This window comes from Stenotrophomonas sp. 10N36 (assembly GCF_056395005.1).
On sequence record NZ_JBFTIS010000005.1, the window covers coordinates 143,276 to 168,109 of the forward strand.

Annotated in this window: 20 protein-coding genes; 11 read left to right on the forward strand and 9 right to left on the reverse strand. The window is 69.2% G+C overall.

All coding sequences use genetic code 11. The features are described 5' to 3' along the window. Nucleotides 1–98: 98 nt before the first annotated feature. From AC1DCJ_RS07705 to AC1DCJ_RS07720, 4 genes are all read left to right on the forward strand, one after another. A complete protein-coding gene (locus AC1DCJ_RS07705; protein ID WP_137190748.1) occupies nucleotides 99–1,058 on the forward strand; it encodes an ABC transporter ATP-binding protein in 960 nt (319 codons plus the stop codon). Beyond that, nucleotides 1,055–1,855 carry an ABC transporter permease gene (locus AC1DCJ_RS07710; protein ID WP_313425048.1) on the forward strand — a complete coding sequence of 267 codons (801 nt, stop codon included), beginning with the start codon at nucleotides 1,055–1,057 and terminating at the stop codon, nucleotides 1,853–1,855. Before AC1DCJ_RS07705 ends, AC1DCJ_RS07710 begins: the two co-directional genes overlap by 4 nt. A 519-nt stretch (nucleotides 1,856–2,374) precedes the next feature. Further along, nucleotides 2,375–3,313: a 2-dehydropantoate 2-reductase gene (panE, locus tag AC1DCJ_RS07715; RefSeq protein ID WP_478070591.1), complete on the forward strand. Its 939-nt coding sequence runs from the start codon at nucleotides 2,375–2,377 to the stop codon at nucleotides 3,311–3,313. Between the two features lie 2 nt (nucleotides 3,314–3,315). Next, nucleotides 3,316–4,203, forward strand: a complete 888-nt coding sequence (locus tag AC1DCJ_RS07720) for an NAD-dependent epimerase/dehydratase family protein (protein ID WP_478070592.1) — start codon at nucleotides 3,316–3,318, stop codon at nucleotides 4,201–4,203. Nucleotides 4,204–4,231: 28 nt separating this feature from the next. On the opposite strand, the gene AC1DCJ_RS07725 is transcribed toward AC1DCJ_RS07720, so the two are convergent. Both AC1DCJ_RS07725 and AC1DCJ_RS07730 read right to left on the reverse strand, forming a co-directional pair. After that, nucleotides 4,232–5,047 (reverse strand): TatD family hydrolase, encoded by an 816-nt coding sequence (locus AC1DCJ_RS07725; protein ID WP_478070593.1) that lies wholly within the window; start codon nucleotides 5,045–5,047, stop codon nucleotides 4,232–4,234. Between the two features lie 52 nt (nucleotides 5,048–5,099). Then, complete coding sequence (locus AC1DCJ_RS07730) at nucleotides 5,100–6,140, reverse strand: hypothetical protein (RefSeq protein WP_478070594.1); 1,041 nt, start codon at nucleotides 6,138–6,140, stop codon at nucleotides 5,100–5,102. Nucleotides 6,141–6,232: 92 nt separating this feature from the next. On the opposite strand from AC1DCJ_RS07730, the gene hrpB reads away from it, so the two are divergent. Together hrpB and AC1DCJ_RS07740 are read left to right on the forward strand one after the other, a co-directional pair. Continuing rightward, the gene (gene hrpB / locus AC1DCJ_RS07735) at nucleotides 6,233–8,737 is read left to right on the forward strand and encodes an ATP-dependent helicase HrpB (protein WP_478070595.1); all 2,505 of its coding nucleotides are present in this window, start codon (nucleotides 6,233–6,235) and stop codon (nucleotides 8,735–8,737) included. 162 nt (nucleotides 8,738–8,899) lie between these two features. Continuing rightward, on the forward strand, nucleotides 8,900–9,289 hold the full coding sequence (locus tag AC1DCJ_RS07740; protein WP_038685585.1) for a hypothetical protein: 390 nt from the start codon (nucleotides 8,900–8,902) through the stop codon (nucleotides 9,287–9,289). A gap of 101 nt (nucleotides 9,290–9,390) precedes the next feature. Here the strand turns inward: AC1DCJ_RS07740 and AC1DCJ_RS07745 are convergent, their stop codons facing one another. Then, on the reverse strand, nucleotides 9,391–9,930 hold the full coding sequence (locus AC1DCJ_RS07745; RefSeq protein ID WP_478070596.1) for a pseudouridine synthase: 540 nt from the start codon (nucleotides 9,928–9,930) through the stop codon (nucleotides 9,391–9,393). Nucleotides 9,931–10,014: 84 nt separating this feature from the next. Beyond that, the gene (locus tag AC1DCJ_RS07750) at nucleotides 10,015–10,869 is read right to left on the reverse strand and encodes a class I SAM-dependent methyltransferase (protein ID WP_478070597.1); all 855 of its coding nucleotides are present in this window, start codon (nucleotides 10,867–10,869) and stop codon (nucleotides 10,015–10,017) included. 174 nt (nucleotides 10,870–11,043) lie between these two features. On the opposite strand from AC1DCJ_RS07750, the gene AC1DCJ_RS07755 reads away from it, so the two are divergent. After that, nucleotides 11,044–12,003: an aldo/keto reductase gene (locus AC1DCJ_RS07755; protein ID WP_478070598.1), complete on the forward strand. Its 960-nt coding sequence runs from the start codon at nucleotides 11,044–11,046 to the stop codon at nucleotides 12,001–12,003. A 636-nt stretch (nucleotides 12,004–12,639) separates the two neighbouring features. Continuing rightward, nucleotides 12,640–13,860 carry an RtcB family protein gene (locus AC1DCJ_RS07760; protein WP_320488493.1) on the forward strand — a complete coding sequence of 407 codons (1,221 nt, stop codon included), beginning with the start codon at nucleotides 12,640–12,642 and terminating at the stop codon, nucleotides 13,858–13,860. Between the two features lie 43 nt (nucleotides 13,861–13,903). Here AC1DCJ_RS07760 and AC1DCJ_RS07765 read toward each other — a convergent pair whose 3' ends face one another. Both AC1DCJ_RS07765 and AC1DCJ_RS07770 read right to left on the reverse strand, forming a co-directional pair. Continuing rightward, the gene (locus AC1DCJ_RS07765) at nucleotides 13,904–14,806 is read right to left on the reverse strand and encodes an NAD(P)/FAD-dependent oxidoreductase (protein ID WP_478070599.1); all 903 of its coding nucleotides are present in this window, start codon (nucleotides 14,804–14,806) and stop codon (nucleotides 13,904–13,906) included. After that, on the reverse strand, nucleotides 14,796–15,248 hold the full coding sequence (locus AC1DCJ_RS07770; RefSeq protein WP_137190758.1) for an Rrf2 family transcriptional regulator: 453 nt from the start codon (nucleotides 15,246–15,248) through the stop codon (nucleotides 14,796–14,798). The genes AC1DCJ_RS07765 and AC1DCJ_RS07770 overlap by 11 nt, the downstream gene beginning before the upstream one ends. Before the next feature lie 175 nt (nucleotides 15,249–15,423). Here AC1DCJ_RS07770 and AC1DCJ_RS07775 point away from each other — a divergent pair, with 175 nt between their 5' ends. Further along, nucleotides 15,424–17,556 carry a methyl-accepting chemotaxis protein gene (locus tag AC1DCJ_RS07775; RefSeq protein WP_478070600.1) on the forward strand — a complete coding sequence of 711 codons (2,133 nt, stop codon included), beginning with the start codon at nucleotides 15,424–15,426 and terminating at the stop codon, nucleotides 17,554–17,556. A 48-nt stretch (nucleotides 17,557–17,604) separates the two neighbouring features. On the opposite strand, the gene AC1DCJ_RS07780 is transcribed toward AC1DCJ_RS07775, so the two are convergent. Beyond that, the gene (locus AC1DCJ_RS07780) at nucleotides 17,605–18,507 is read right to left on the reverse strand and encodes a LysR substrate-binding domain-containing protein (RefSeq protein ID WP_314402612.1); all 903 of its coding nucleotides are present in this window, start codon (nucleotides 18,505–18,507) and stop codon (nucleotides 17,605–17,607) included. 126 nt (nucleotides 18,508–18,633) lie between these two features. Here AC1DCJ_RS07780 and AC1DCJ_RS07785 point away from each other — a divergent pair, with 126 nt between their 5' ends. Continuing rightward, nucleotides 18,634–19,848: an MFS transporter gene (locus tag AC1DCJ_RS07785; protein ID WP_478070601.1), complete on the forward strand. Its 1,215-nt coding sequence runs from the start codon at nucleotides 18,634–18,636 to the stop codon at nucleotides 19,846–19,848. 133 nt (nucleotides 19,849–19,981) lie between these two features. Next, a complete protein-coding gene (gene dkgB / locus AC1DCJ_RS07790; RefSeq protein ID WP_478070602.1) occupies nucleotides 19,982–20,785 on the forward strand; it encodes a 2,5-didehydrogluconate reductase DkgB in 804 nt (267 codons plus the stop codon). 451 nt (nucleotides 20,786–21,236) lie between these two features. Here dkgB and AC1DCJ_RS07795 read toward each other — a convergent pair whose 3' ends face one another. Together AC1DCJ_RS07795 and AC1DCJ_RS07800 are read right to left on the reverse strand one after the other, a co-directional pair. Beyond that, complete coding sequence (locus tag AC1DCJ_RS07795; protein ID WP_478070603.1) at nucleotides 21,237–21,935, reverse strand: alpha/beta fold hydrolase; 699 nt, start codon at nucleotides 21,933–21,935, stop codon at nucleotides 21,237–21,239. A 48-nt stretch (nucleotides 21,936–21,983) separates the two neighbouring features. Further along, nucleotides 21,984–24,713 carry a bifunctional acetate--CoA ligase family protein/GNAT family N-acetyltransferase gene (locus tag AC1DCJ_RS07800; RefSeq protein WP_141058887.1) on the reverse strand — a complete coding sequence of 910 codons (2,730 nt, stop codon included), beginning with the start codon at nucleotides 24,711–24,713 and terminating at the stop codon, nucleotides 21,984–21,986. Nucleotides 24,714–24,834: the final 121 nt, after the last annotated feature.

A 24,834-nucleotide genomic window follows, 5' to 3' on the forward strand; every position in this document is an offset into this window, starting at 1 on the left:
TCGGGACAGTGTGTAGCCGGGGCAAGCCCTCGGGGTCTTCTATAATAGCCCCTCCCCGCCCCTATCCAGCGCCAGCCCATGGGCGCGAAGGCAAGAGCTTGGCTTCCCAGAACACTCCCGCGTCCACCGCCGCCCCCGCCCTGCGGGTGCGCGACCTCCGCAAGACCTACGACAACGGCACCCAGGCCCTGAAGGGCGTCTCGCTGGACGTGGCCCCGGGCGACTTCTTCGCCCTGCTGGGCCCCAACGGCGCCGGCAAGTCGACCCTGATCGGCATCATCAGCTCGCTGGTGAACCTCAGCGAGGGCCAGGTCGAGGTGTTCGGCAGCGACCTGGTGCGCAACCGCAGCGCCACGATGCGCCTGATCGGCCTGGTACCGCAGGAGATCAACTTCAACCTGTTCGAAAAGCCCTTCGACATCCTGGTCAACTACGCCGGCTTCTATGGCGTGGCCCGTGCCGAGGCCGAGAAGATGGCCGAAGAGGAGCTCAAGCGCGCCCACCTGTGGGAAAAGGCGCAGGTGATGAGCCGCACGCTGTCCGGCGGCATGAAGCGCCGGCTGATGATCGCCCGCGCCATGATGACCCGCCCGCGCCTGCTGATCCTGGACGAGCCCACTGCCGGGGTGGACATCGAGATCCGCCGCGACATGTGGCGGGTGCTCAAGGAGATCAATGCCGCCGGCACCACGATCATCCTGACCACCCACTACCTGGAAGAAGCCGAGCACCTGTGCCGCAACCTGGCCATCATCAACCACGGCCAGATCGTCACCCAGGGGCCGATGCGTGAGCTGCTGGCCAAGCTGGACGTGGAGGGCTTCCTGTTCGACATCGACGGCAGCCTGCCGGCCGAGCTGCCGGTGATCGAAGGCGCCACGCTGATCGCCACCGACGGGCACACGCTAGACGTGGACATGCCGCGCGCGATGGACCTCAACCGGGTATTTGAAGCCTTGAACGCCGCCGGTATCCGGGTGCGTTCGATGCGGACCAAGAGCAACCGCCTGGAGGAGCTGTTCGTGCGCCTCACCGGCAACCAGGAGAATGCGGCATGAGCACCACCCCTACCCCGGTCCTGACCGACGGCCAGCGCAACCGGATCGCGTTGATGACGATCGTGCGCCGCGAAGTGGCGCGCATCCTGCGCATCTGGGGCCAGACCCTGGTGCCGCCGGCGATCACCATGACCCTGTACTTCCTGATCTTCGGCGGCCTGATCGGCTCGCGCGTGGGCGACATGGGCGGCTACACCTACATGCAGTTCATCGTGCCGGGCCTGGTGATGATGAGCGTGATCCAGAACAGTTACGGCAACATCAGTTCGTCATTCTTCGGCGCCAAGTTCGGCCGCCACGTGGAAGAACTGCTGGTCAGCCCGATGCCGAACTGGGTGATCCTGTGGGGCTATGTGTCCGGTGCGGTGCTGCGCGGGCTGATGGTCGGCGTGATCGTGCTGATCATCGCGATGTTCTTCACCCCGGTGCGTATCCCGCATCCGCTGGTGACGCTGACCACGGTGCTGCTGGGCGCGACGATCTTCTCGCTGGCCGGCTTCATCAACGCGGTGTACGCGAAGAAGTTCGATGACGTGGCGATCGTGCCGACCTTCATCCTGACCCCGCTGACCTACCTGGGCGGCGTGTTCTATTCAGTGAAGCTGCTGCCGACGTGGGCGGAGGCGGCGACGCACGCGAACCCGATTTTCTACATGGTCAATGCATTCCGTTACGGGCTGCTGGGGACCAGTGATGTGCCGCTGTGGGTGGCGTATGCGCTGATGATCGGCTTCGTGGTGGCGCTGACGGCGCTGGCGTTGTGGCTGCTCAAGCGCGGCGTGGGCATGCGGAGCTGAGGGGTGTTTTGCCGGGCCTGCGGCCCGGCGGCCCGCTTTACTGCCACTGCCACTGCCAGAGCTGGAGCAACTGCAATAGCAACTGCGGCTCTGGGTTGAAATGGGGGCAGGCGGGGTGTGTGAGTCCGCGGGGGACGCCGCGAGTACGTCCCTGTAGGCTCGGTCGCGCCATCCATGGCGCTCACGCCCCCGCAAACTCACACACCCCGCCTTCGATAGTTTCCCGGTGACGGCAGGGGAACAGCGACGACGGTTGCGGGGTTCCGGTAGTGCCGGCCGCTGGCCGGCAACCTCGCGGAAATGATCGTTCCTGTGGAGCCGGGCTTTTGCCCGGCTCTTTTCGTATGCGGTTGGACGAACTGTGAGAATGTGGGAGAGAGATTTGGAGGGACGTCGTGCCTTGAATCGATCTCGCCCATCCGCGAAAGGCGCTACGCCAACCGCCACATAACGCCCTGCGGGTAGTGAAAAACTCCGGCACAATCGCAGGGTGAATCCCCCAACTGCAGTGAGCGTGCGATGCGTATCCTGATCCTCGGCGCCGGTGGTACCGGTGGTTATTTTGGTGGTCGGCTGGCCCAGGCCGGTGTGGATGTGACGTTCCTGGTGCGCCCGGCGCGCGCGGCGCAACTGGCGGCCGAGGGGCTTGTGATCCGGAGTCCGGTGGGCGATGCGACGTTCCCGGTCAAGCACGTCATCGCCGAGGCGCTGCCCGCGCTGGCGGCGGCCGAGCCGTTCGATCTGGTGATTCTGAGCTGCAAGGCGTACGACCTGGACAGCTCGATCGAGGCGATTGCCCCGGCGATGGGGCCACGTACGACGCTGCTGCCGATCCTCAACGGGCTGCACCACTACGCGGCACTGGATGCCCGCTTCGGGCGCGATGCGGTGCTGGGCGGGCTGTGTTTCATCAGCGCGACCAAGGCCGCCGATGGTGCGGTACTGCATCTGGCACCGGCGGCCAAGCTGACCTTCGGCGAGCGCGACGGTACCGGCAGCAGCGCGCGGGTGTTGGCGCTGGCGGCCGCGTGCGTGCAGGCGAACGTGGACCACGTGGCCAGCGATGCGATCGGGCAGGAGCAGTGGATCAAGTACACGTTCCTGACCACCCTGGCGGCGGCGACGTGCCTGATGCGCGCCGACGTGGGCACGATCGTGGCCACCGACGACGGCGCGGCGATCGTGCGTGGCCTGTATGACGAATGTCTGGCCGTGGCCGATGCCGCAGGCGAGCCGATTCCGGCCAAGGCGCGCGAGATCGCGCTGACGGCCACCACGCAGCCCGGCTCGGCGTTGAAGGCGTCCATGCTGCGCGATCTGGAAGCGGGCCAGCAGGTGGAGGCCGAGCAGATCGTGGGCGACATGCTGGCGCGTGCACGCGCCGCCGGGCAGGCCGCGCCGCTGCTGGCGGTGGCCTACAGCCACCTGCAGGCCTACCAGCGCCAGCGCGGCGCCTGAGCATGCACACCGCTGCGCCGGCGCACGTGCTGGTGCTGGGCCTGGGCTACAGCGGGCGGCACCTGGCTGCCCTGCTCCAGGCCCAGGGCATCGCGTGCAGCGGCACCGTGCGCGACCCCGGCACGGCCCCCGATGACGGGCTGACGCGGTATCGGCTGGCCGAAGGCGTGCCGGTTGATGAGGAGCTGCGCGCGGCGCTCCGGCGCGCGGACGCGATCGTGTGCAGCGTGCCGCCGGAGGACGCGGGCGACCCGGCGCTGCGCCTGCTCGCCGATGCACTGCGCGACAGCCCCGCGCTGCGCTGGGTGGGTTATCTGTCCTCGACGGCGGTCTACGCCGACCGCGACGGCGGCTGGGTGGACGAACAGGCCCGTGCCGATGCGGACGACGCCACCGCCCTGCGACGGCTACGCGCCGAGCAGCAGTGGCGCGCGTTCGCGCAGGCACGCGGTATCGCCTCGGCGGTGTTCCGCCTGCCCGCCCTGTACGGTCGGGGGCGCAACGCACTGGTGCAGCTGGCGCAGGGCAAGGCCCGGCACGTGGTACGGCCCGGGCTGGTGTTCAACCGGCTGCATGTAAAAGACCTGGCCGCTGCGGTGCTGGCGGCGATGCGGCGTGCGCAGGGCCACGCGCTGTATCTGCCGGCCGACGACGAGCCGGCCCCGCCCCAGGACGTGCTGGCGCATGCCGCCTTGCTGAGTGGCCTGCCGTTGCCCGCCGCGCAGGCCTGGGATGACCCGGCCGTCCCCGCCTCGTTGCGTCGCTTCTACGCCAGCAACAAGCGCATCGACAGCCGCGGCACACGCGCGGCGTTGCAGTGGCAGCCCCGCTTCGCGACCTACCGCGACGGTCTCGCCGACGCCTGGGCAAACGGCGACGGCCGCCGGTAACCCACGACCGTTGGTCGTGGGGGATGTATCAGGCCGCGTCAGGCAACCGGAAAAACGCACGCGTGGCCGCCGTCGCGTTGGCGGCCGTGGTCTCCACGTCTTCGCCCCGATCGCGCGCCAGCTCCTCGACGATGTGCGACAGGAACATCGGCTCGTTGCGGCGGTCCTTGGGCATCGGCTTGAGCGAGCGCGGCAGCAGGTACGGCGCGTCGGTTTCGATCATCAGGCGGTTGGCCGGGATGTGCTTCACCAGCTCGCGCAGGTGGCCGCCACGGCGTTCATCGCACAACCAGCCGGTGATGCCGATGTACCAGTCCTGGTCCAGGTAGTCGAACAGCTCCTGGCGCTTGCCGGTAAAGCAGTGCACCACCGCCGCGCCCAGTCGGCCGTCGAAGTTCTTCATCTGCGCCATGAAATCGGCGTGCGCATCGCGCTGGTGCAGGAACAGCGGCTTGCGCGCGCCATCGGCAGCCACCACGTCGGCCGCCAGCTGCAGCTGGCGCTCGAAGGCGCGGTGCTGGGCCGGGCGCGGGGCGAAATCACGGAAGTAATCCAGCCCGCACTCGCCCACCGCCACCACTTCGGCATGCGCATGCAGCGCGCGCATGTCCGCATCGCATTCGTCGGTGTATTCCACCGCGTGATGCGGGTGCACGCCGGCGGTGGCATACAGGAAGCCGGGATGCTGGCGTGCCAGTTCCAGCGCCATCGGCGAATGCTCGCGGCTGGCCCCGGTGATGATCATCTGTGCCACCCCCGCCTCGCGGGCACGCGCCAGCACGGCGTCGCGGTCGCGGTCGAAGGAGTCGTGGGTGAGGTTGGCGCCGATATCGATCAGTTGCATGGGGGAGCTACAAGGCAGGTAACCCGCGCATTGTAGCTGCCCCCGCGCAGGCTCACTCCGGATCCGGCCCGGTGAGCAGCCGCTGCACCAGTTCACGCGACAGGCCTGTCAGCACGATCCGGTCGCCGTCGCGCATCACGGTGATGAACGGGTAGCCATCGCGTTCGAGGGTGTCGGCCGGCAGGGGGCTGGCGTCGAGCATGCCATTCTCGGGAATGCGCAGATACCAGACTTCCGCGCACAACGCAGAGAACGCCGGCAGCGGTTCCGGGTAGGTGCCGCCCCGGCCCGCCACCTCGGCGGTCTTCAACAACGCCAGCAGGCGCGGCAGCAGGTCGTCGTGGGGCGTAGCGTCATCGTGGCCTAGCGAGGCGCCCAGGGTCTCGGGGGCGGTGCTCATGCTGAACAAGGTCGCGGTGGCGCGCGAGCGCGGCACCAGGCTCGTGCGAAGGGTCAGGCCCTGGCCCTTCCAGAGCGCCTCGCTGGCACCGTGCAGGAACGGCTGGAGGTCGTGGTCGAAGCGCTTCAGCCACGCGTCGTACTGCAGGCGCGCCGCGTCCAGGTTCCAGAGCGGCAGCGCGCATTGCGCACCCGGTGCCTGGCGCTGCCAGCGCTCGGGAATCCCCACGGCCGCGCATTCGCGGCACACCAGCTCGGTGTCGGTCGGGCCCTCGAAGTGCAGGCTGGGCGCTTGGGCGTTGGCGCAGTCGTCACTGTCGAGCAGCAGGCGAAAGCCCGTGGTCCCTGCGCAACGCACCAGCGTGTTGCTGTGCATGCCCAATGTGCTGCGGCCGAACTGCGAGAGCCAGACAAAGGCGCGGTCGTCGGCCAGCTGCAGGCTGGGGTAGAGCGGCTCGCGCAACGTGCCATCGGCCACCGCGCGTCGGATCGCCGCCTCGTTGTCCAACCCGGCAGGCAGGTAGCGGGCATCCAGCGTGGGCTGCAGCAGCATCGCCAGCGGGTGGCCGTCGTAGGGCATGTGCAATCCCTCGCCCATGTCCCCGGCCGGTGCTGCGGCGAGAGTGGCGGCGCTGACCGACGCCAACGGACCGATGAGAACCAGCGACAACAACAGGCGAGCCAAGCGCGACATCTACACATCCGGGTACGGCGGGGCGGCACAGGGAAGCATGCCGGCCGGCGGCTGGCAATTGGCCCGCGCTGCAGACACCGTATCCTTGCGTCATGAATGCCCCGATTTTCCCCATCTCCCCGCTGCTGCCGCAGATCCTGGACCAGCTGGCCGGCCACGCGCGCCTGGTGCTGGAAGCGCCACCCGGCGCCGGCAAGACCACCCAGGTGCCGTTGGCCCTGCTCGACGCGCCGTGGCTGCAAGGCCGCAAGATCATCATGCTGGAGCCCCGCCGGGTGGCCGCGCGCAGCGCCGCGCAGTTCATGGCGCGACAGCTGGGCGAAGAGGTGGGCGACACCGTCGGCTACCGCATCCGTTTCGAGAACAAGGTGTCGGCCCGCACCCGCGTCGAAGTGGTCACCGAAGGCATCCTGACCCGGATGCTGCAGGACGACCCGATGCTCGACGGCGTGGGCGCGCTGCTGTTCGATGAATTCCACGAACGTCATCTGGCCGCCGACCTCGGCCTGGCGCTGGCGCTGGACGTGCAGGCGCAGCTGCGCGAGGACCTGCGCATCGTGGTGATGTCGGCCACGCTGGATGGCGAGCGCCTGGCGCAGTTCCTGGCGGCACCGCGGTTGAGCAGCGCGGGCCGCAGCTTCCCGGTGGCGATCAGCCATTTCCCCGCCCGTCGCGAGGAATCGCTGGAAGCCCAGGCGCGGCGCGCGGTGGAACAGGCACTGGCCGAACATCCCGGCGATGTACTGGTGTTCCTGCCGGGCCAACGCGAGATCGCGCGCACCCAGGCCGCGCTGGAGCAGGCGCTGCCGGCCACGGTGCAGGTGCTGCCGCTGCACGGCGAGCTGCCGGTGGAACAGCAGTCGCGGGTGCTGCAACCCGACCCGCAGGGCCAGCGCCGCGTGGTGCTGGCCACCAACGTGGCCGAATCCTCGGTCACGTTGCCGGGGGTGCGCGTGGTGATCGATGCCGGGCTGGCGCGCGAGCCGCGCTACGACCCCAACAGCGGCTTCGCACGGCTGGACGTGGTGAGCATCGCGCAGGCGTCGGCCGACCAGCGCGCCGGGCGTGCCGGACGTGTGGCCGAGGGCTGGGCATGGCGGCTGTGGCCGCAGTCGCAGCGGCTGGAGGCACAGCGCCGGCCGGAGATCGCGCAGGTGGAATTGACGTCGCTCGCGTTGGAACTGGCCGCGTGGGGCAGCGATGACCTGCGCTTCGTCGACCCGCCGCCGGTGGGCGCGCTGGCCGCCGCGCGCGAGCTGCTGCAGCGGCTGGGTGCGATGAGCGACAGCGGCGGGCTGACCGCGCTGGGCCGGCGCATGCTCACCCTGGGCACGCACCCGCGGCTGGCGGCGATGCTGCTGGCCGCCAACGGCGGCAGCGAGCAGGCGCTGGCGTGCGACCTGGCCGCGCTGGTGGAGGCACGCGACCCGCTGCGTCAGGGCGGTGACGCACTGGCCGCGCGATGGCGCGCGTTGGCAGCGTTCCGCCACGGCCGCGCGCCGCACGATGCCAACCGCGGTGGGCTGGCCACCATCGATGCCGCCAGCAAGCAGTGGCGGCGACGCCTGCGCTGCGACGCCGCGCCGCCTACGTCGGTGGAGGCACACCAGCTCGGCGACCTGCTGGCCCACGCCTTCCCCGACCGGATCGCCGCGCGCCACCCCACCGATCCGCTGCGCTACCTGCTGGCCAACGGGCGCAGTGCGCGCCTGTTCGATCCGAGCGATCTGCGCGGCGAACCGTGGCTGGTGGCGGTGGAACTGCGCTATGAGGCGCGCGACGCGTTGCTGCTGCGCGCCGCGCCGGTCGACGAGAACCGGCTGCGCCGCGACTTCCCCGCCCGCTTCACCCAGCAGGACGTGGTGCGCTGGGACGGCGACAAGCGTGCGCTGGTGGCGCGCCGCGAAACCCGTTTCGACCGCATCGTGCTGGACAGCCGGTCGGCCGGGCGCGTGGATCCGGCGCATGCCGCGCAGGCGCTGACCGAGGCCGTGGCCGAGCTGGGCATCGACGCGCTGCCGTGGACCGAGAGCCTGCGCCAATGGCAGGCACGGACGCTGGCGCTGCGTGCGTGGATGCCCGAGCTGGACCTGCCGGACGTGTCCGATGCGGCGCTGATGGCGACCCTGCCGCAGTGGCTGACGCCGGCCTTCACCGGCAAGACGCGGCTGGACGCGCTGGACGAAGCCAGTCTGGGCGAGGCCCTGAAATCGCCGCTGCCGTGGGCGCAGCGCCAGGTGATCGACCGGCACGCGCCGGTGCGCATGGCGGTGCCGTCGGGCATGGAGCGGCCGATCCACTATGCGGTGGACGCCGATGGCATCACCCCGCAGGGACCGGTGCTGGCGGTGAAACTGCAGGAGCTGTTCGGCCTGGCCGACACCCCGCGCATCGCCGATGGCCGCGTGCCGCTCACCCTGCACCTGCTCTCGCCCGGCGGCCGCCCGCTGCAGGTCACCCAGGACCTGCGCAACTTCTGGGCCAACACCTACGCCGAGGTCAAAAAGGAAATGAAGGGCCGCTATCCCCGGCACCCGTGGCCGGACGATCCGTGGACGGCGACCGCCACGCACCGGGCCAAGCCGCGCGGGACGTGACGCGGCTGTCGCATTCATGGCTGCCGGCTGACCGCGTCATCGCGCCGCACTGCAACGGTACAGGCAAGCGGCTACAGTCGTGATCCGGCCGTGGCAGGTGGCTAACACGCCCTACACGGCCCGCGCGCCACACTGGATCAGAACCGAGGCAAAGGAACCCCCATGAGCAGACTGACTGTGATTACCGACCGCGCCCTTGAGCGCGCCCTGGACCTGGCAAGCAGCGCTGGCGACGGCCTCAAGCATGCCGGTGGCAGCCTGCGTCACCTTGGCCCGCAGGCCACGGACTGGATCAAGACCGGTGCCGCACTGGGCGCGGTGAAGACCGGCAGCAAGGTCGCCGCGAAGGTGGTCCGCCGCAATCCGGCCGTGACCATCGCCGCCGCTGCGGTGGGCGTGGGCCTGCTGGGCTACGCGCTGTACCGCAAGCAGCAGAAGAAGAAGCTTGCCAACGGCGGCGTGGTGGACGGCCAGGCGCAGCGCATCAGCGCCCGCAACCGCCGCACCAGCACCGTGGTCGATGAGCACAGCGATATCGGCAGCGACGCCTGACCTGCTGACGCGTCAGCGTGTGTGTATCGAAAGCCGCCGGCCTTGTCCGGCGGTTTTTTTTCGTATGCGTACCAACCAACGGTTGGTACCTACCGGCGGTGCTATCCGATCTGGCGCCACTGGCCGGGTTGCAGGTCGCCCAGCGCGTGCGGGCCCATGGACGCGCGTACCAGGCGCAACGTCGGTAGCCCCACGGCCGCGGTCATCCGCCGTACCTGGCGGTTGCGGCCCTCGCGCAGGGTGACGGCCAGCCAGCTGTCGGGCACGGTCTTGCGGAAGCGCACCGGTGGATCCCGCACCCACAGCACGGGGGCGGGGTCGAGGCGTTCGATCTTCGCCGGCAGGGTCGGGCCGTCATTGAGCTGCATGCCGTCACGCAGGGCCTGCAGCTGCGCGTCGCTGGGCGTGCCTTCCACCTGCACCCAGTAGGTCTTGTCGGCCTTGTGGCGCGGATCGGTGAGGGTGTGCGCCAGGCCACCGTCGTCGGTGAGCAGCAGCAGGCCCTCGCTGTCGTAGTCCAGCCGCCCGGCCGCATACACCGCCGGCGGCAGCCCGAAGCCGGCCAGTGTCGCGCGTGGCGGCTGGCTGCGGTCGGTGAACTGGCACAGCACGTTGAAGGGTTTGTTGAAGGCGATCAGCATGGCGGAAACAACAGCGGGGGACGGGCCATTGTCCCATCCCCCGCTCGTCTGTGATGCAGGGCAGCCCGCAGCGGGTGCTGGGGGTCAGGGCTTCACGAAGCGCAGGGTCATGCGATCGCTTTCGCCGATGGCCTGGTACTTCGCATCGTCGGCCTTGTCGTGCTGGTTGGTCGGCGGCAGGGTCCACACCCCGTTCGGGTGGTCCTTGGTGTCGCGCGGGTTGGCGTTGATCTCGCTGCTCCCGGCCAGTTTGAAGCCCGCCGCCTCGGCCATCGCGATCACCTGCTTCTGGCCCACGTAGCCGCTCTTGTCGTCGGCCGGCACATCGGCCTTGGCACGGTGCTCCACCACGCCCAGCACGCCACCGGGCTTGAGCACCTTGTAGAAGCCGGTGAACATGCCCTCGGCCTGGTTGGCGCTGCGCCAGTTGTGCACGTTGCGGAAGGTCAGCACCACGTCGGCCGAGTTGTCCGCACCGAACTGCGGCGCGGTCGGGTTGTAGGCCACGACCTTGCTCTTGCCATACAGCGCGGCATTGGCGGCGAACTTCTTGTCCAGGCCGTCGCGGCTGCGCTGCTGGTAGTCACGGCCGCGGCCTTCGGGCACCGCCATCGGGTCGACCACCGCCGCGACATAGGTGCCCTTTTCGTGCAGCAGCGGGCCCAGGATTTCCGCGTACCAGCCGCCGCCCGGGGTGATCTCGATGACGGTCTTGCCCGGTGCCACGCCGAAGAACGACAGCGTCTGCGCCGGATGCCGCCACGCATCGCGCTTGACGTTGGCCGGGTCGCGCCAGGTGCCCTGCACCGCCGTCTGCACCGCCGGGGTGATCGCGATCTGTGCATTGGGGCCGGCCGGCTTGGTCGCCAGGGCCGGGGCGGACAGCATCAGCGTGGACAAGGTGAACAGGCAGGCAGTGGTCAGCGAACGGGTTTTCATCGGCGTCTTCCAGTGGCGGGATGCGGCGAGACTAGCAGCCGCGATGCCCAAGGTGTTCACAAAACGTTAGTGCGATGCAGCACGGCGGAACACTGTTTTGTGGCAGCCGCCGCAGCGCTGTCATGGCCGCGGAACTATGCTGATGCATTGGATTTCCACAGGAGCACCTCTCCCATGACTGCATCGCGCGAACTCGGCCGCTCCGGCCTGACTGTGCAACCCATTGCCTTCGGCGGCAACGTCTTCGGCTGGAGCGCCGACGAGAAAGCCTCGTTCGCGCTGCTGGATGCCTTCGTCGACGCCGGCTTCAACCTGGTGGATACCGCCGACGCGTATTCGGCCTGGGTGCCGGGCAACAGCGGCGGCGAATCGGAGACCATCCTGGGCCGCTGGTTCAAGCACAGCGGCAAGCGCGACAAGGTGGTGCTGGCCACCAAGGTGGCCAAGTGGGCCGAGCGCCCGGGCCTGTCGGCCGACAACATCGCCGCGGCGGTGGAAGATTCGCTGCGCCGCCTGCAGACCGACGTGATCGATCTGTACCAGGCGCACGAAGACGACGAATCCACGCCGCTGGAAACCACCCTGGCCGCGTTCGGCCGCCTGATCGAGCAGGGCAAGGTGCGTGCCATCGGTGCGTCCAACTACAGCGCCAGCCGCCTGCGCGATGCGCTTGCGGTGTCAGCCGACTATGCGCTGCCGCGCTATGAAACGTTGCAGCCGGAGTACAACCTGTACGACCGCGCCGGCTACGAGGCAGAACTGGAACCGCTGGTGCGCGACCAGGGCATCGGCGTGATCAGCTACTACTCGCTGGCCAGCGGCTTCCTGAGCGGGAAGTACCGCAGTGCCGCCGATGCAAGCAAGAGCAGCGCGCGCGGCAAGAGCGTGGTGGACAAGTACCTCAATCCGCGCGGCCTGCGCATCCTGACCGCGCTGGACGACATCGCCAGCACGCACGGTGCCAGTGCGTCGCAGGTGGCGCTGGCATGGCTGATCGCGCGGCCCGGCATTACCGCGCCGATCGTCAGCGCCACCAGCGTCGCGCAGTTGAAGGATGTGCTGGCGGCCGCGCAGGTGGCGCTGTCGGCCGAGGATGTGGCGCAGCTGGATGCGGCCAGCGCCGAGCAGGGCTGAGCCCGGCGGCCCACGTGTCGAACACGCAGCCGCCGCGAGGCGGCTGCGTCGTTTCGGTCATGCCGTGGTGCACGACCGCGATGCAACGGCGGTCATCGCATTCGGCCGACATAATGTGTGGATTACATAGTCCGCTTGCAGCGGGAAACAAACCCGGGTAATGTTCGCGCCCATCGCCGCAGCCTGCGGCACCCTTCCACCCAACCGAGCCCGTCATGCCCCTTCGTTTCTCCGCCCTCGCCCACCGACTGCACCGCGCGACCCCTGCGCTGCGTCCGTGCGACGTTGCGGGCAAGGCCGACGCGCTGACCATCGACTGATCTTCCCGCACGGAGATCGGTCACCGATCTCCGAGGCACGCCAACGCCCTCGGATGCTGCATCCGGGGGCGTTTTCGTTTGCGTTGGCGTCGCCCCACCTTACGATCACATGGCGTGATCTTCCATCGTCCACACCCGGGCAAGGACTGCCTGACCACACGGACGTGTTGCCACGAGGCGCGAAAGCGCTGTGCCCAGGTGTGGGGCACGGGCAGCGGGAGATGATGTCTTTCTTATTATGCGTGCCGGTTTACCCGGCACTGCCTGGCCGTGCCCCGGGATTATCTGGGGCTGCCACTCAATGGAATGAATGACCATGAACATAGAAACACCTTTTGAACTGCTGCACGCCGAGGGCACCACCCCCATCAAGGGTTGGGTACACGGCGTACCCGTGGACGAACTGGCCCGGACGCAACTGCGCAACATCGCCGCGGTGCCGTTCGTCGGCCCGTGGGTGGCGGTGATGCCGGACGTGCACGTAGGCAAAGGAGCTACCGTGGGCTCGGTGATCCCTACCCGCGGCGCGATCATTCCGGCCGCGGTCGGCGTGGACATCGGCTGCGGCATGGCGGCGGTGCGCACCACGCTGCGCGCCGAGGACCTGCCCGACAACCTGGCCCGGCTGCGCAGTGACATCGAGCGCAGCGTGCCGGTGGGCAATGGCCGCGGCGGCGAGCACCGGCAGCTGCCGGACAGCATCCACAGCCGCATCGTGCGGTCCGGACTGGTCGAGCGGCTGGATGCCATCAAGCAACGGCACCGGCGCGTGCGCACCGACAAGCTGGCCTGCCAGATCGGCACGCTCGGCGGCGGCAACCACTTCATCGAGATCTGCCTGGATGAAACCGGGGCGGTGTGGGTGATGCTGCACAGCGGCTCGCGCGGTACCGGCAACCTGATCGGCACCTACTTCATCGAGCAGGCGCGCGAACAGCTGGCCCGGCGCGTGCTCGGCTTCCACCTGCCGGACAAGGACCTGGCCTTCTTCATGCAGGGCGAGCCGTTGTTCGATGACTACGTGCAGGCCGTGTCGTGGGCGCAGGACTACGCCCGCGAGAACCGCGAGGCGATGATGGCGCGGGTGCTGGCCGAGATGCGCCTGCGGCTGCCGAAGTTCCAGTTGGAGAAGCTGGCGGTGAACTGCCACCACAACTACGTGCAGACCGAGACTCACGGTGGCGAGGAGCTGCTGGTGACCCGCAAGGGGGCGGTCAGCGCGCGCGCCGGCGAGCTGGGGATCATCCCGGGCAGCATGGGCACGCGCAGCTATATCGTGCGTGGCAAGGGCAATGCCGAGAGCTTCCACAGCTGCAGCCACGGTGCCGGCCGCGTGATGAGTCGCAGCGCGGCGCGCCAGCAGATCACCCTGGCCCAGCACCGCGAGGCGACCGCGCACGTGGAATGCCGCAAGGATGCGGCGGTGATCGACGAGTCACCCGCGGCCTACAAGTCGATCGACGCGGTGATGGCCGCGCAGCGCGACCTGGTGGAGGTGGTGCACACCCTGCGCCAAGTGGTGTGCATCAAGGGCTGAGCAGGCAGAACGGGGCGGCCACCAACCGGTGGCCGTGGATGGGTCAGGCCGCGCTGTCTTCGGCCACCAGTGCGTGGTGCAGGCTCACGCCCGCGCGTACGCCTTCGGCGCTGGCCAGACTGATGTTGCCGACCAGTGTCGCGTCGCCGGCCGCGTAGATGCCGGGCACGCTGGTCTGCTTGCCCGCATCGACCTGGACGAGCACGCCCACCGGGCTGTCCTCCAGTGCGCAGCCGAGCTGCTGGACCAGCGGCGTGGCCATCTGCTGGCGCGCGGTGACAAACAGCGCGCGCAGTTCCACCCGGCGGCCATCGGCAAGCAGCGCAGCGCTCAACGCGGGTGCCTCGCCCTCCAGGCCAACCACCGCCTCGTGCTCGATGCTCACGCCGCGACGCTGCAGGGCGGCCAGTTCCTCTGCGGTCAGCACCATGCCGTGCGCGAACAGGGTGACCTGGCCCCAATCGGCCAGCAGGGCCGCCATCGTGACCGACTTCTCGTGCCCGCCCAGCAGACCGATCGCGCCCCCGCCGATTTCATAACCATGGCAGTACGGGCAATGCACCACGCTGTGGCCCCAGCGCTCGGCCAGGCCAGGCAGGTCGGGCAGATCGTCGCGGATGCCGGTGGCCAGCAGCAGTTTGCGCGTGGCCCAGTTCTCGTTGCTCGCCGTACCCACCACGAAGCCATCGACCGTCGGCTGGGCCGTGGTGACGGTGTCGCTGATCCAGCGCACGGTGGGGTACTCCAGCAGCTGCGCCTTGGCGTTGCGCAGCAACTCGGCACCGGCGATGCCGTCCTGGCCCAGCACGCCGTGCGAATGCGCGGCGAAGCGGTTGCGCGGCAGGCCGCTGTCGATCACCAGGACCTCACGACGCGCACGCGCCAGGATCAGGGCGGCGGACAGGCCGGCGAAACTGCCGCCGACAACAATGGCATCAACGGTCATGGGGAACTCCTGCTGCATGGTGGGCCAGGTGGCGGGCGAAGGCCTCGCCGAGGGTGGCCAGGGTGGTGCCACGCAGGCGCTGCTCAAGCAGGGCCTGGGCCTGGCGGTAGCTGTCATCCAGTGCGTCGTTGACCACCTGCTGCACCGGGCAGCCGCGCCCGGTTTCGCGGGCACCGGTGTGCAGCAGCGCCGGCGCGCCGATCGCCACGTACACGTCATGCAGGGTGATCTGCGCCGGTGCGCGGGCCAGCTGGCTGCCGCCGCCATGGCCGCGCACGCTGGTGACCAGCCCGCCCTTCTGCAGGGCGGCGAGCAGGCGCCGGATCACCACCGGGTGGGTGGGCAGGCAGGTGGCGAGTTGCTCGGAGGTACGCGGGCCCTCCTGGCCGACCAGATGGGCCATCACGTGCAGGGCGTCGGAGAACTGGTTGCTGGATTTCATGTAACAACATTAGTTACAAATTGAGCGGATGTCCAGCACGCGCTTCCATACGGCTTGGGCCGGCTGTCACACGCTCTTCATGTTGTTAATTAGGACATTAATGTGATCCGCATCTCACTTCAGAAGAGGATGGGGTAAACCGATACCGCATCGCCCTCCCTCACTTTCAATTCCCATGAACATGACGTCCGGCGCCCCCACCCGCGCCTTGAGCCTGCAGTTCAAACTGCTGGGCGCGCTGGCGCTCGGCCTGGCCATCGTGGTGCTGTGCGCCCTGGCCGGCCTCGGTTCGGCCTGGCTGAACCTGTCCACCGCGGTGCCGCCGGAGGTAGCCCGCAATACGCAGGCCGAGGCCCTGCAGCGCGAGTTCCGGCTGCAGGTGCAGGAGTGGAAGAACGTGCTGATCCGCGGCAGCGATGCGGCACTGCGTGCGCGCCACCTGGCCGCTTTCGATCGCCAGGGCGGCAAGACCCGCACGCTGGGCAAGGACCTGGCGACCAGCAGTGATGCCGACACCGCACGCCTGGCCGCCCAGTTCATGGCCCAGCATGCCGCGCTTGAAAAGGAGTACCACGGCGCGCTGGACGCCTTCGCCGCCAGCGGCTACAGCCCGCTGGAGGGGGATGCGCTGGTGCGCGGCAAGGACCGCGCGTTGGGCACCACGCTGGACGCGCTGGGCAACCGCACCGCCGCGGTCGCCGAGCAGGCCGTGCAGGCCCGTTCCGAACAGGCGCGGCGGACGCTGCTGGTGTGCGCGGCACTGACCGCCGCAGCCGCAGTGGTGCTGATGGGCCTGCTGGCGGCGTGGCTGCGGCGCGCGGTGATTGCGCCGGTAGTGGCGGTGGAAGCAGCCGCACGCGCCGTGGCGCGTGGCGAGCTTGACCATAGCGTGCAGGTCAACAGCCGCGACGAAATCGGTCGCCTCGGCCAGGCCATGACGGCGGTGACACGCACGCTTAAGGACGTGCTGGCTGCGCAGGCCACCATGGCCGAGCGCCACGAGGCCGGCCAGATCAGCTACCGCATGGACGACAGCGCCTTCCCCGGCGGCTACGGCCAGATGGTCCGCGACAGCAACGCACTGGTGGCGGCGCACATCCAGGTCAAGATGCGCGCCATCGAGATCATGGGCCGCTATGCGGTGGGCGACCTGTCGCAGGACATGGAACGCCTGCCCGGCGAAAAGGCGGTGATCACCCAGTCGCTGGACCGGGTCAAGGCCAACCTCGGCGCGATCAATGCCGAGATCAAGCAGTTGGCCAGTGCGGCAGCGGCCGGCGATTTCAGCCAGCGGGGCGACGAGGCGCGCTACGAGCACGATTTCCGCGACATGGTAGGTGGGCTCAACCAGCTGATGCAGACCACCGAGCGCGACCTGGACCAGGTTTCCACGGTGCTGCAGGCGATCGCGCGCGGCGACCTGAGCGCGCGCATGCACGGGCAGTTCCATGGAGTGTTCGCGCGCATCCGCGACGACGTGGCGCTGACCAGCGGCCAGCTCACCGGCATCGTGGGCGACATCAAGCGTGCCGCGCAGTCGATCCAGACCGCCGCCGGCGAGATCGCCGCGGGCAACAGCGACCTGTCCCAGCGCACCGAACAACAGGCCGCCAACCTGGAGGAAACCGCCGCTTCGATGGAGGAGCTGACCTCGACCGTACGCCAGAACGCCGAGCATGCGCGACAGGCCAACCAGCTGGCCATCGGCGCGCACGCGGTGGCCTCGCAGGGCGGTGCGGTGGTGGGCCAGGTGGTGCAGACCATGGGCGCGATTGAGACCTCGTCGAAGAAGATCGCCGAGATCATCTCGGTCATCGACGGCATCGCGTTCCAGACCAACATCCTGGCACTCAACGCGGCCGTGGAAGCGGCCCGTGCCGGCGAACAGGGCCGCGGCTTTGCGGTGGTGGCCAGCGAAGTGCGCACGCTGGCGCAGCGCTCGGCCGGCGCGGCCAAGGAAATCAAGACGCTGATCGATGCTTCGGTCGGCGATGTCGCCACCGGCGCGCGGCTGGTGCAGCAGGCCGGGCAGACCATGGGCGAGATCGTCACCGGCGTGCAGCGGGTGACCGACATCATGGCCGAGATCGCCGCCGCATCGCAGGAGCAGTCGGCCGGTATCGAACAGGTCAACCAGACCGTGGTGCACATGGACGAAGCCACCCAGCAGAACGCCGCCCTGGTGGAAGAGGCGTCGGCGGCGGCACGCAGCATGGAAGAACAGGCGGTGGCATTGAACGACGCCGTGGATGTGTTCGTGCTGGACGCCGGGCACGCGCCGGCGCCGGGGCTGTCGCGCGCGGCGTGATGCACCGTGGCGCCGGCCGTGGGCCGTGGGCCGGCGTCAGCGCGCGGATCAGCGCACGTAGGGGTCGCCCACCATCGCCGCCGCCAGGTGGTCCAGGAACGAGCTGATCCGCGCCGACACCGCGGTGTTGCGGTAGTACACCGCGTGGATCGGCTGGCGCACGTCCACGGTGTGCGCCGGCAGTAATTGCACCAGGCGGCCGTCCTGGCGGTCGCGGTGGGTCATGAAGTCGGACAGGCAGACGATCCCCACCCCTTCCAGGGCCAGCGCGCGCAACGTTTCGCCGCTGGACACCGCCATCGCCGGGCGCACATGCAGCAGCGCGTCGGTGTCGCCGGGCAGCGGCCAGTGGTTGAGCGAATCCGGCTCATTGAAGCCCAGCAGCGTGTGCGTGCGCAGGTCGGCCACGCTGGCGGGCGTGCCGTGCTGCTGCAGGTAGTCCGGGCTGGCCAGCACGCGCAGGCGGCTGTGGGCCAGCGGCCGCGCATGCAGGGTGGAATCGGCCAGCGGCCCGATCCGGATCGCCACGTCGGTGCGCCGTTCCAGCAGATCGATGTAGCGCTCGCTGCTGTTGAGTTCCAGCACCACGTCGGGATAACGCGCACGGTAGCCCGCCACCAGCGGCGCGATCGCGTGCAGCACGAACGGCATCGCCGCATCCACGCGCAGCCGCCCCGCCGGCCGGTCGCGACGGGCGGCGAGCTGTTCTTCGGCCGCCTCCACCGACGCCACGATCGCGCGCGCGTGGGCCAGGAACGCATCGCCCTCTTCGGTGAGCTGCAGGCGCCGGGTGGTGCGGGTCAGCAGCGTGGTGCCCAGCTTCTCTTCCAGCCGGCCCAGCGCGCGGCTCACCCCGGAGGTGGTCTGGCCCAGGGTTTCGGCGGCGGCGGTGATCGAGCCGCTGTCGATCACGGCAATGAAGGCCTGCATTTCGTCGAGGGTGGTTTTCATGGCGGACACGCGGCGAGCAGAGGCCCATTATTGACCATCAGGCAAGAGTGATTGGCGTGAAGGCCGCTTTTTCGGCAAGAGTGCGGCGCGCAGACTGCGCAGCCTCACCTCCCACCGGTAACCGTCATGTCCCGTGGTATTCCCTTGGCCCTGCTGGCGCTCACCCTCGGTGCGTATGCCATCGGCACCACCGAATTCGTCATCGTCGGGTTGATCCCGACCATCGCCGCCGACCTGGGCGTGTCCCTGCCCTCGGCCGGCCTGCTGGTATCGCTGTACGCCCTGGGCGTGGCGGTCGGCGCACCGGTGCTCACCGCGCTCACCGGCCGTGTGCCGCGCAAGACCCTGCTGGTGGCGCTGATGGTGCTGTTCACGCTGGGCAACGTGATTGCGTGGATGGCGCCTGGCTACGGCTCGCTGATCGTGGCGCGGGTGCTCACCGGCCTGGCGCACGGCGTGTTCTTCTCGATCGGGTCGATCATCGCCACCTCGGTGGTGCCCAAGGAAAAGGCCGCCAGCGCAATCGCGATCATGTTCACCGGGCTCACCGTGGCGCTGGTGACCGGCGTGCCGCTGGGCACCTTCATCGGCCAGCACCTGGGCTGGCGCGCCACCTTCCTGGCGGTCGCCGCGCTCGGCGTGATCGCGCTGATCGGCAGCCTGTTGTTCGTGCCGCGCAACCTGCAGCGCAGCGAACCGGCCACGTTGGGCCAGCAGCTGTCGGTGCTGGCCCAGCCGCGCCTGCTGCTGGTGTATGCGATCACCGCTCTGGGCTACGGCGGCACCTTCCTGTCGTTCACCTACCTGGCCTCGATCCTGCAGGACGTCACCGGTTTTTCCGCCAATGCGGTCAGCGGCGTGCTGCTGGTGTACGGCGTGTCGGTGGCGATCGGCAACCTGTGGGGCGGCCGCCTGGCCGACCGTCGCGGCCCGATCCCGGCGCTGAAGCTGATCTTCGGTTTGCTCGCGGCCGTGTTGTTCGTGCTCACCTTCACCGCCTACAACACCTGGCTGGTGCTGCTGACGGTGCTCGCCCTGGGCGCGGTGGCGTTCGGCAACGTGCCGGGGCTGCAGGTGTACGTGGTCAAGCAGGCGCAGCGCTTTGCCCCGCAGGCCACCGACGTGGCGTCGGGCCTGAACATCGCCGCGTTCAACGTCGGCATCGCGCTCGGCGCCTCGTTGGGCGGGCTGGTGGTGGACCACCTCGGCCTGATGCACACCCCGTGGCTGGGCGCGCTGGTGGTGCTGGGCGCGTTGGGCCTGACCGTGCTGAGTGGCCGCCTGGATCGCCGCGATGGCGTGGCGGATCGCGCCGACGGCATCGCCGTGGGCGCGCATTGAGGGATTCCGGTCGTTGACCCGTGACAGCAGCCGACCCACGGTCGGCTCTACCTGACAGCCGACCAACGGTCGGCTCTACCGTCGTTCTACGGTGCACGGCGTAGCCTGCACCTCACCCCATGAAGGAGTTTCCATGAGCATTCCCGCATTCGGCCTCGGCACGTTCCGCCTGAAGGGCCAGACCGTCATCGACTCGGTCCGCAACGCATTGGACGTGGGCTACCGCGCCGTCGACACCGCGCAGATCTACGACAACGAGGCCGAGGTTGGCCAGGCCATCGCCGAGTCCGGCGTGGCCCGCGACGATCTGTTCCTGACCACCAAGGTGTGGATCGCCAACTTCAGCCACGACGCGCTGCTGGACAGCCTGCGCGAGAGCCTGCGCAAGCTGCGCACCGACCATGTCGAGCTCACCTTGATCCACTGGCCCTCGCCCAAGGATGCGGTGCCGATGGCCGAGTACCTGGGCGCGTTGGCCGAAGCGAAGTCGCTGGGCCTGACCCGCCAGATCGGCATCTCCAACTTCACCATCGACCTGACCCGCCAGGCCATCGCGATCCTGGGCGCCGATGCCATCGCCACCAACCAGATCGAAGTCCACCCCTACCTGCAGAACCGCGCCCTGATCGCGTTCCTGGAGGAACAGGGCATCCACGTGACCGCCTACATGAGCCTGGCCTACGGCGAAGTGCTCAAGGACCCGGTGATCCAGGCCATCGCCGAACGCCACCAGGCCACCCCGGCCCAGGTAGCGCTGGCGTGGGCGCTGCAGCAGGGCTTCGCGGTGATCCCCTCCTCCACCAAGCGAGAGAACCTGGCCAGCAACCTGCTCGCCGCCGACCTGCGCCTGAGCGATGAGGACATGGCACAGATCGCCACGCTGGACCGCGGCCAGCGGCTGGCCAACCCGGATGGGATTGCGCCGGCCTGGGATTGATCGAGGCCGCACCGTCGGTGTTCGCGTTGGTTATCCGCGCCCGCTGACCGTCTTGCGGATGTCCCCGGCGGTAGGTCGGATCCCTATCGACCGCCGACCGTGTGGATAGCGCGGCGAACGCATGACCTTGGCCGAAGCGCGTGCTTCGATGCGGATCATGCCATTACCGAACGTGGCGCGTTTCACGGCAGTCGATCGGGATGCGACCCTACCGGGGTCGCTTTCCCGGTGTTGGTCGTCCGCACCTTCTGACCGTCTTCCGAATGTACGAGGCGGTAGGGTCGGATCCCTATCGACCGCCGACCATGTGAATCGGCACGGCGAACGCACGACCCTAGCCGAAAGTGCGTACTTCGACGCGGGTCATGCCATCACCGAACGTGGCGCGTTTCACGGCAGTCGATCGGGATGCGACTCTACCGGGAGCAGCGGGCGCGGCGACAGTGCCGGATCAGGCCTGCAACCACGCGCGCATCGCCGCGCTCACCTCGTCCGGTTTCTCCATCGGTGCCAGGTGCCCGCAATCGGGCAGCACCACCAGCGTGGAGCCCGGCACCAGCGCATGCATCTCCTCGCTGACCGGCAGCGGGGTGATGCGGTCGTTGGCGCCGCACACGATCAACAGCGGATCGCGGTAGCCGGCCAGCACGTCGTGGCCATCGCCCCGTTCCAGCGCGCTCTGGCGCAGGAATACCTCCGCGCCCAGCCGCGCGGTCATGTCGCGCACGCGCTGCACCAGCAGGTAGTCGTCCAGCCGCGAGGCGTCGATGTAGCTGCGCATCAACGTGTCGCCGAAGCCGTGGAATTTTCCGGGCAGACGCACGCTTGCCTGCTGGGTCCTCCGTTGCGCGGCGCGCTCGGGCGAGTCGGCATGGATCGAGGTATCGATCAGGGCCAGCCGCAGCACCCGCTCCGGCGCGGTGCGCAGAATCTGCTGGGCGACGAAACCGCCGAGCGAGAACCCGGCCAGGGCAAAGCGCGCCGGTGCCTGCACCAGCACGTCATCGACCACGGCCTGCATCGTCTCGCCCCGGGTCTGGTCGCCCACGGTGCAGTCGGCGATGTCGGACAGGTCGGCGATCTGCGCACGCCAGAGTTCAGCGTCGTTGAGCAGGCCGGGGAGCAGCAGCAGGGGGAGGCGGTCGGTCATGCCCCTATTGTCGCCGCGCCGACGTGCACGGTCCGTGCCGCCGACGGCTCAGTGCGTTGCGGTATCTGGCACGTCCGGCACCTGCACCTCCTGCACCGGCAGGGTCACCACCATCACCGTGGAGTCGTCCGGGTCCAGCCTGGTCTTGAAGCCCAGGCTCTGGCACATCGCCAGCATGGTGCTGTTCTCGCGCAGCACCTGGCCCTCGACGATGTTCAGACCCAGCCACTTGGCGTACTCGATCATGATCGCCATCAGCCGCCAGCCGATGCCGTGGCCTTTGAGATCCGAGCGGATCAGGATGCCGTACTCGCCGCGGTCGTAGTCGGCGTCGGCGTGCAGGCGCACCGCGCCGAGCATGTCGCCGCTGCGCGGGTCGATGGCCACCAGCGCGATCGAACGGGCGTAATCGAGCTGGGTCAGGCGCGCGATGAATTCGTGGCTGAAGTGCTTCACCGACTGGAAGAAACGCAGGCGCAGGTCGTCGTCGGTGACGCGGGCGAAGAACGCGCGGAACAGCGCGTCGTCTTCCGGCCGTACCGGGCGCACGAAGGCCGGCGCGCCGTCGGACAGGGTAATAGTGCGTTCCCATTCCTTCGGATAGGGGAACACCGCAAAGCGCGGATGGCCACGGCCCTTGTGCAGTTTGCGCGAGGGCGCGATGGCCACGCGTGCATCGAGCGCGATCACCCCGTCACGGTCGGCGAGCAGCGGGTTGATGTCCAGGCTGCGGATCTCGGGAATGTCGGCGGCCAGCTGCGCCAGCTTGACCAGGATCAGCGCCACCGCGCGCTCATCGGCCGCCGGCACGTCGCGGTAGGCCTTGAGGATGCGCGAGACGCGGGTGCGGCCGATCAGCTCGTGCGACAGGCGCAGGTCCAGCGGCGGCAGTGCAAGCGCCTTGTCGTCGATCACTTCGACGGCGGTACCGCCGCGGCCGAACACGATCACCGGGCCGAAGGTGGGGTCGTCGGCGATGCCGGCGATCAGCTCGCGCGCCTTGGGGCGCACGATGGTGGGCTGCACCAGCACGCCGTCGATGCGGGCGTCGGGGCGTTTCTCATGCGCGCGCGCGATGATCGAGGTGGCCGCCGCATGCACCGCCTGCAGCGAGCCGAGGTTGAGGCGCACGCCGTCCACATCGGACTTGTGCGGGATGTCGGCGGAAAACACCTTCACCGCCACGGTGGCGCCCTGCTCCAGCAGCGGCTGGGCCAGCTCCATGGCCTCGCGCGCGTCACGGGCCTGCATCACCGGCGCCGACGGAATGCCATAGGCGGTAAGCAGTTGGTGGGTGGCGATCGGGTCCAGCCACTGCTGGCCAGCCGCCAGCGCAGCCTCGACCAGCGCGCGCGCGGTGGTGGTATCGACCACGAAGTCTTCGGGCAGGCTGGGCGGGGTTTCCATCAGCGCGGCCTGCGCGTCGCGGTAACGCACCAGGTGCTGGAAGCCGCGCACGGCCTCGGCTTCGGTGGGATAGGTGGGCACACGCGCGGCGTTGAGCGTGGCGGTGGCCCGGTCATCGTTGCCCAGCCAGACCGCGAACACGGGTTTGTCGCGGTGGTGGCGCGGGCGCAGGCCCAGCGTGCGGGTGAGCGCCTGGGCGGCGTCGGCCGAGGAGGTGAACGCGGTGGGCACGTTGACCACCAGCACCGCATCATTTTCGCTGTCGGACATCAGCGCGTCGATGGCGGCGGCATAGCGCTCGCCGTCGGCGTCGACCACGATGTCGACCGGGTTGCTGCGCGACCAGCCCTGCGGCAGCACGCTGTCCAGCTGGGCCACGGTGGCCGGCGACAGCTCGGCCAGGCTGCCGCGCAGGGCCAGCAGTTGATCGACGGCCAGGCGCCCTACCCCGCCGCCGTTGCTCAGGATGGCCAGCCGACGGCCCGGGAAGGTACCGAGGCGGCCGAGCGTTTCGGCGGCGGTGAACAGTTCGTCCAGTGCCCCCACGCGCAGCAGGCCGGCGCGGTTGAAGGCCGCGCCGTACACGGCGTCGGCGCTGGCCAGCGCCTGCACGTGGGTGTCGGCATCGGGGTTGATGCGGATGTGGCGGCCGGATTTGACCACCACCACCGGCTTGGCGCGCGCGGCGGCACGCGCGGCCGACATGAACTTGCGCGCATCGCCGATGTGTTCGACGTAGAGCAGGATGGCGCGGGTGCGATAGTCGGTGGCGAAGTAGTCGAGCAGGTCGCCGAAGTCGACGTCGAGGGTGTCGCCGAGCGAGACCACCGCGGAGAAGCCGACCGAGCGCGCCACGCCCCATTCGACCAGGGCCGCGGCGATGGCGCTGGATTCGGAGATCAGCGCCAGGTCGCCGGCCTGCGGGAAGTGGGCGGCGATGCTGGCATTCAAGCGCGCGTGCGGCGCAATGACGCCCAGGCAGTGCGGGCCGAGGATGCGCAGGCCCTTGGCGCGGGCGGCGGTTTCCACCTGCTCGGCCAGCGAGCCGGGGCCCTGGCCGAGGTTGGCGGTGAGGATGATGGCCGCGGCCACGCCGCGTTCGGCGGCGGTGGCCACGACCTGGGGCACGATGCTGGCCGGTGCGGTGATGACGACCAGTTCGGGAACCCAGTCGAGGTCCTTGAGGCGTTTGACGGTGCGGATGCCGTCGATGTCGCTGTAGCGGGGATTGATCCAGGCCACCTTGCCGGGGAAGCCGGTGCTGCGCAGGTTGCGCATGACGGCGCGGCCGGCGGAGCGCTCGCGCGGGCTGCCGCCGATGACGGCAACCGATTGCGGGCGGAAGACGGATTGCAGGTGGTAGGTGCTCATGGGGCCGCACAGTCGCCGGGGTACGTGGCTACACGGTACACGGGTGGCGGTGCGGCCCGCATGATCGGGCGCAATCTGCGGGGTTCGTTGGCGTTGGCGTTGGCGTTGCCGGGCATGGCCC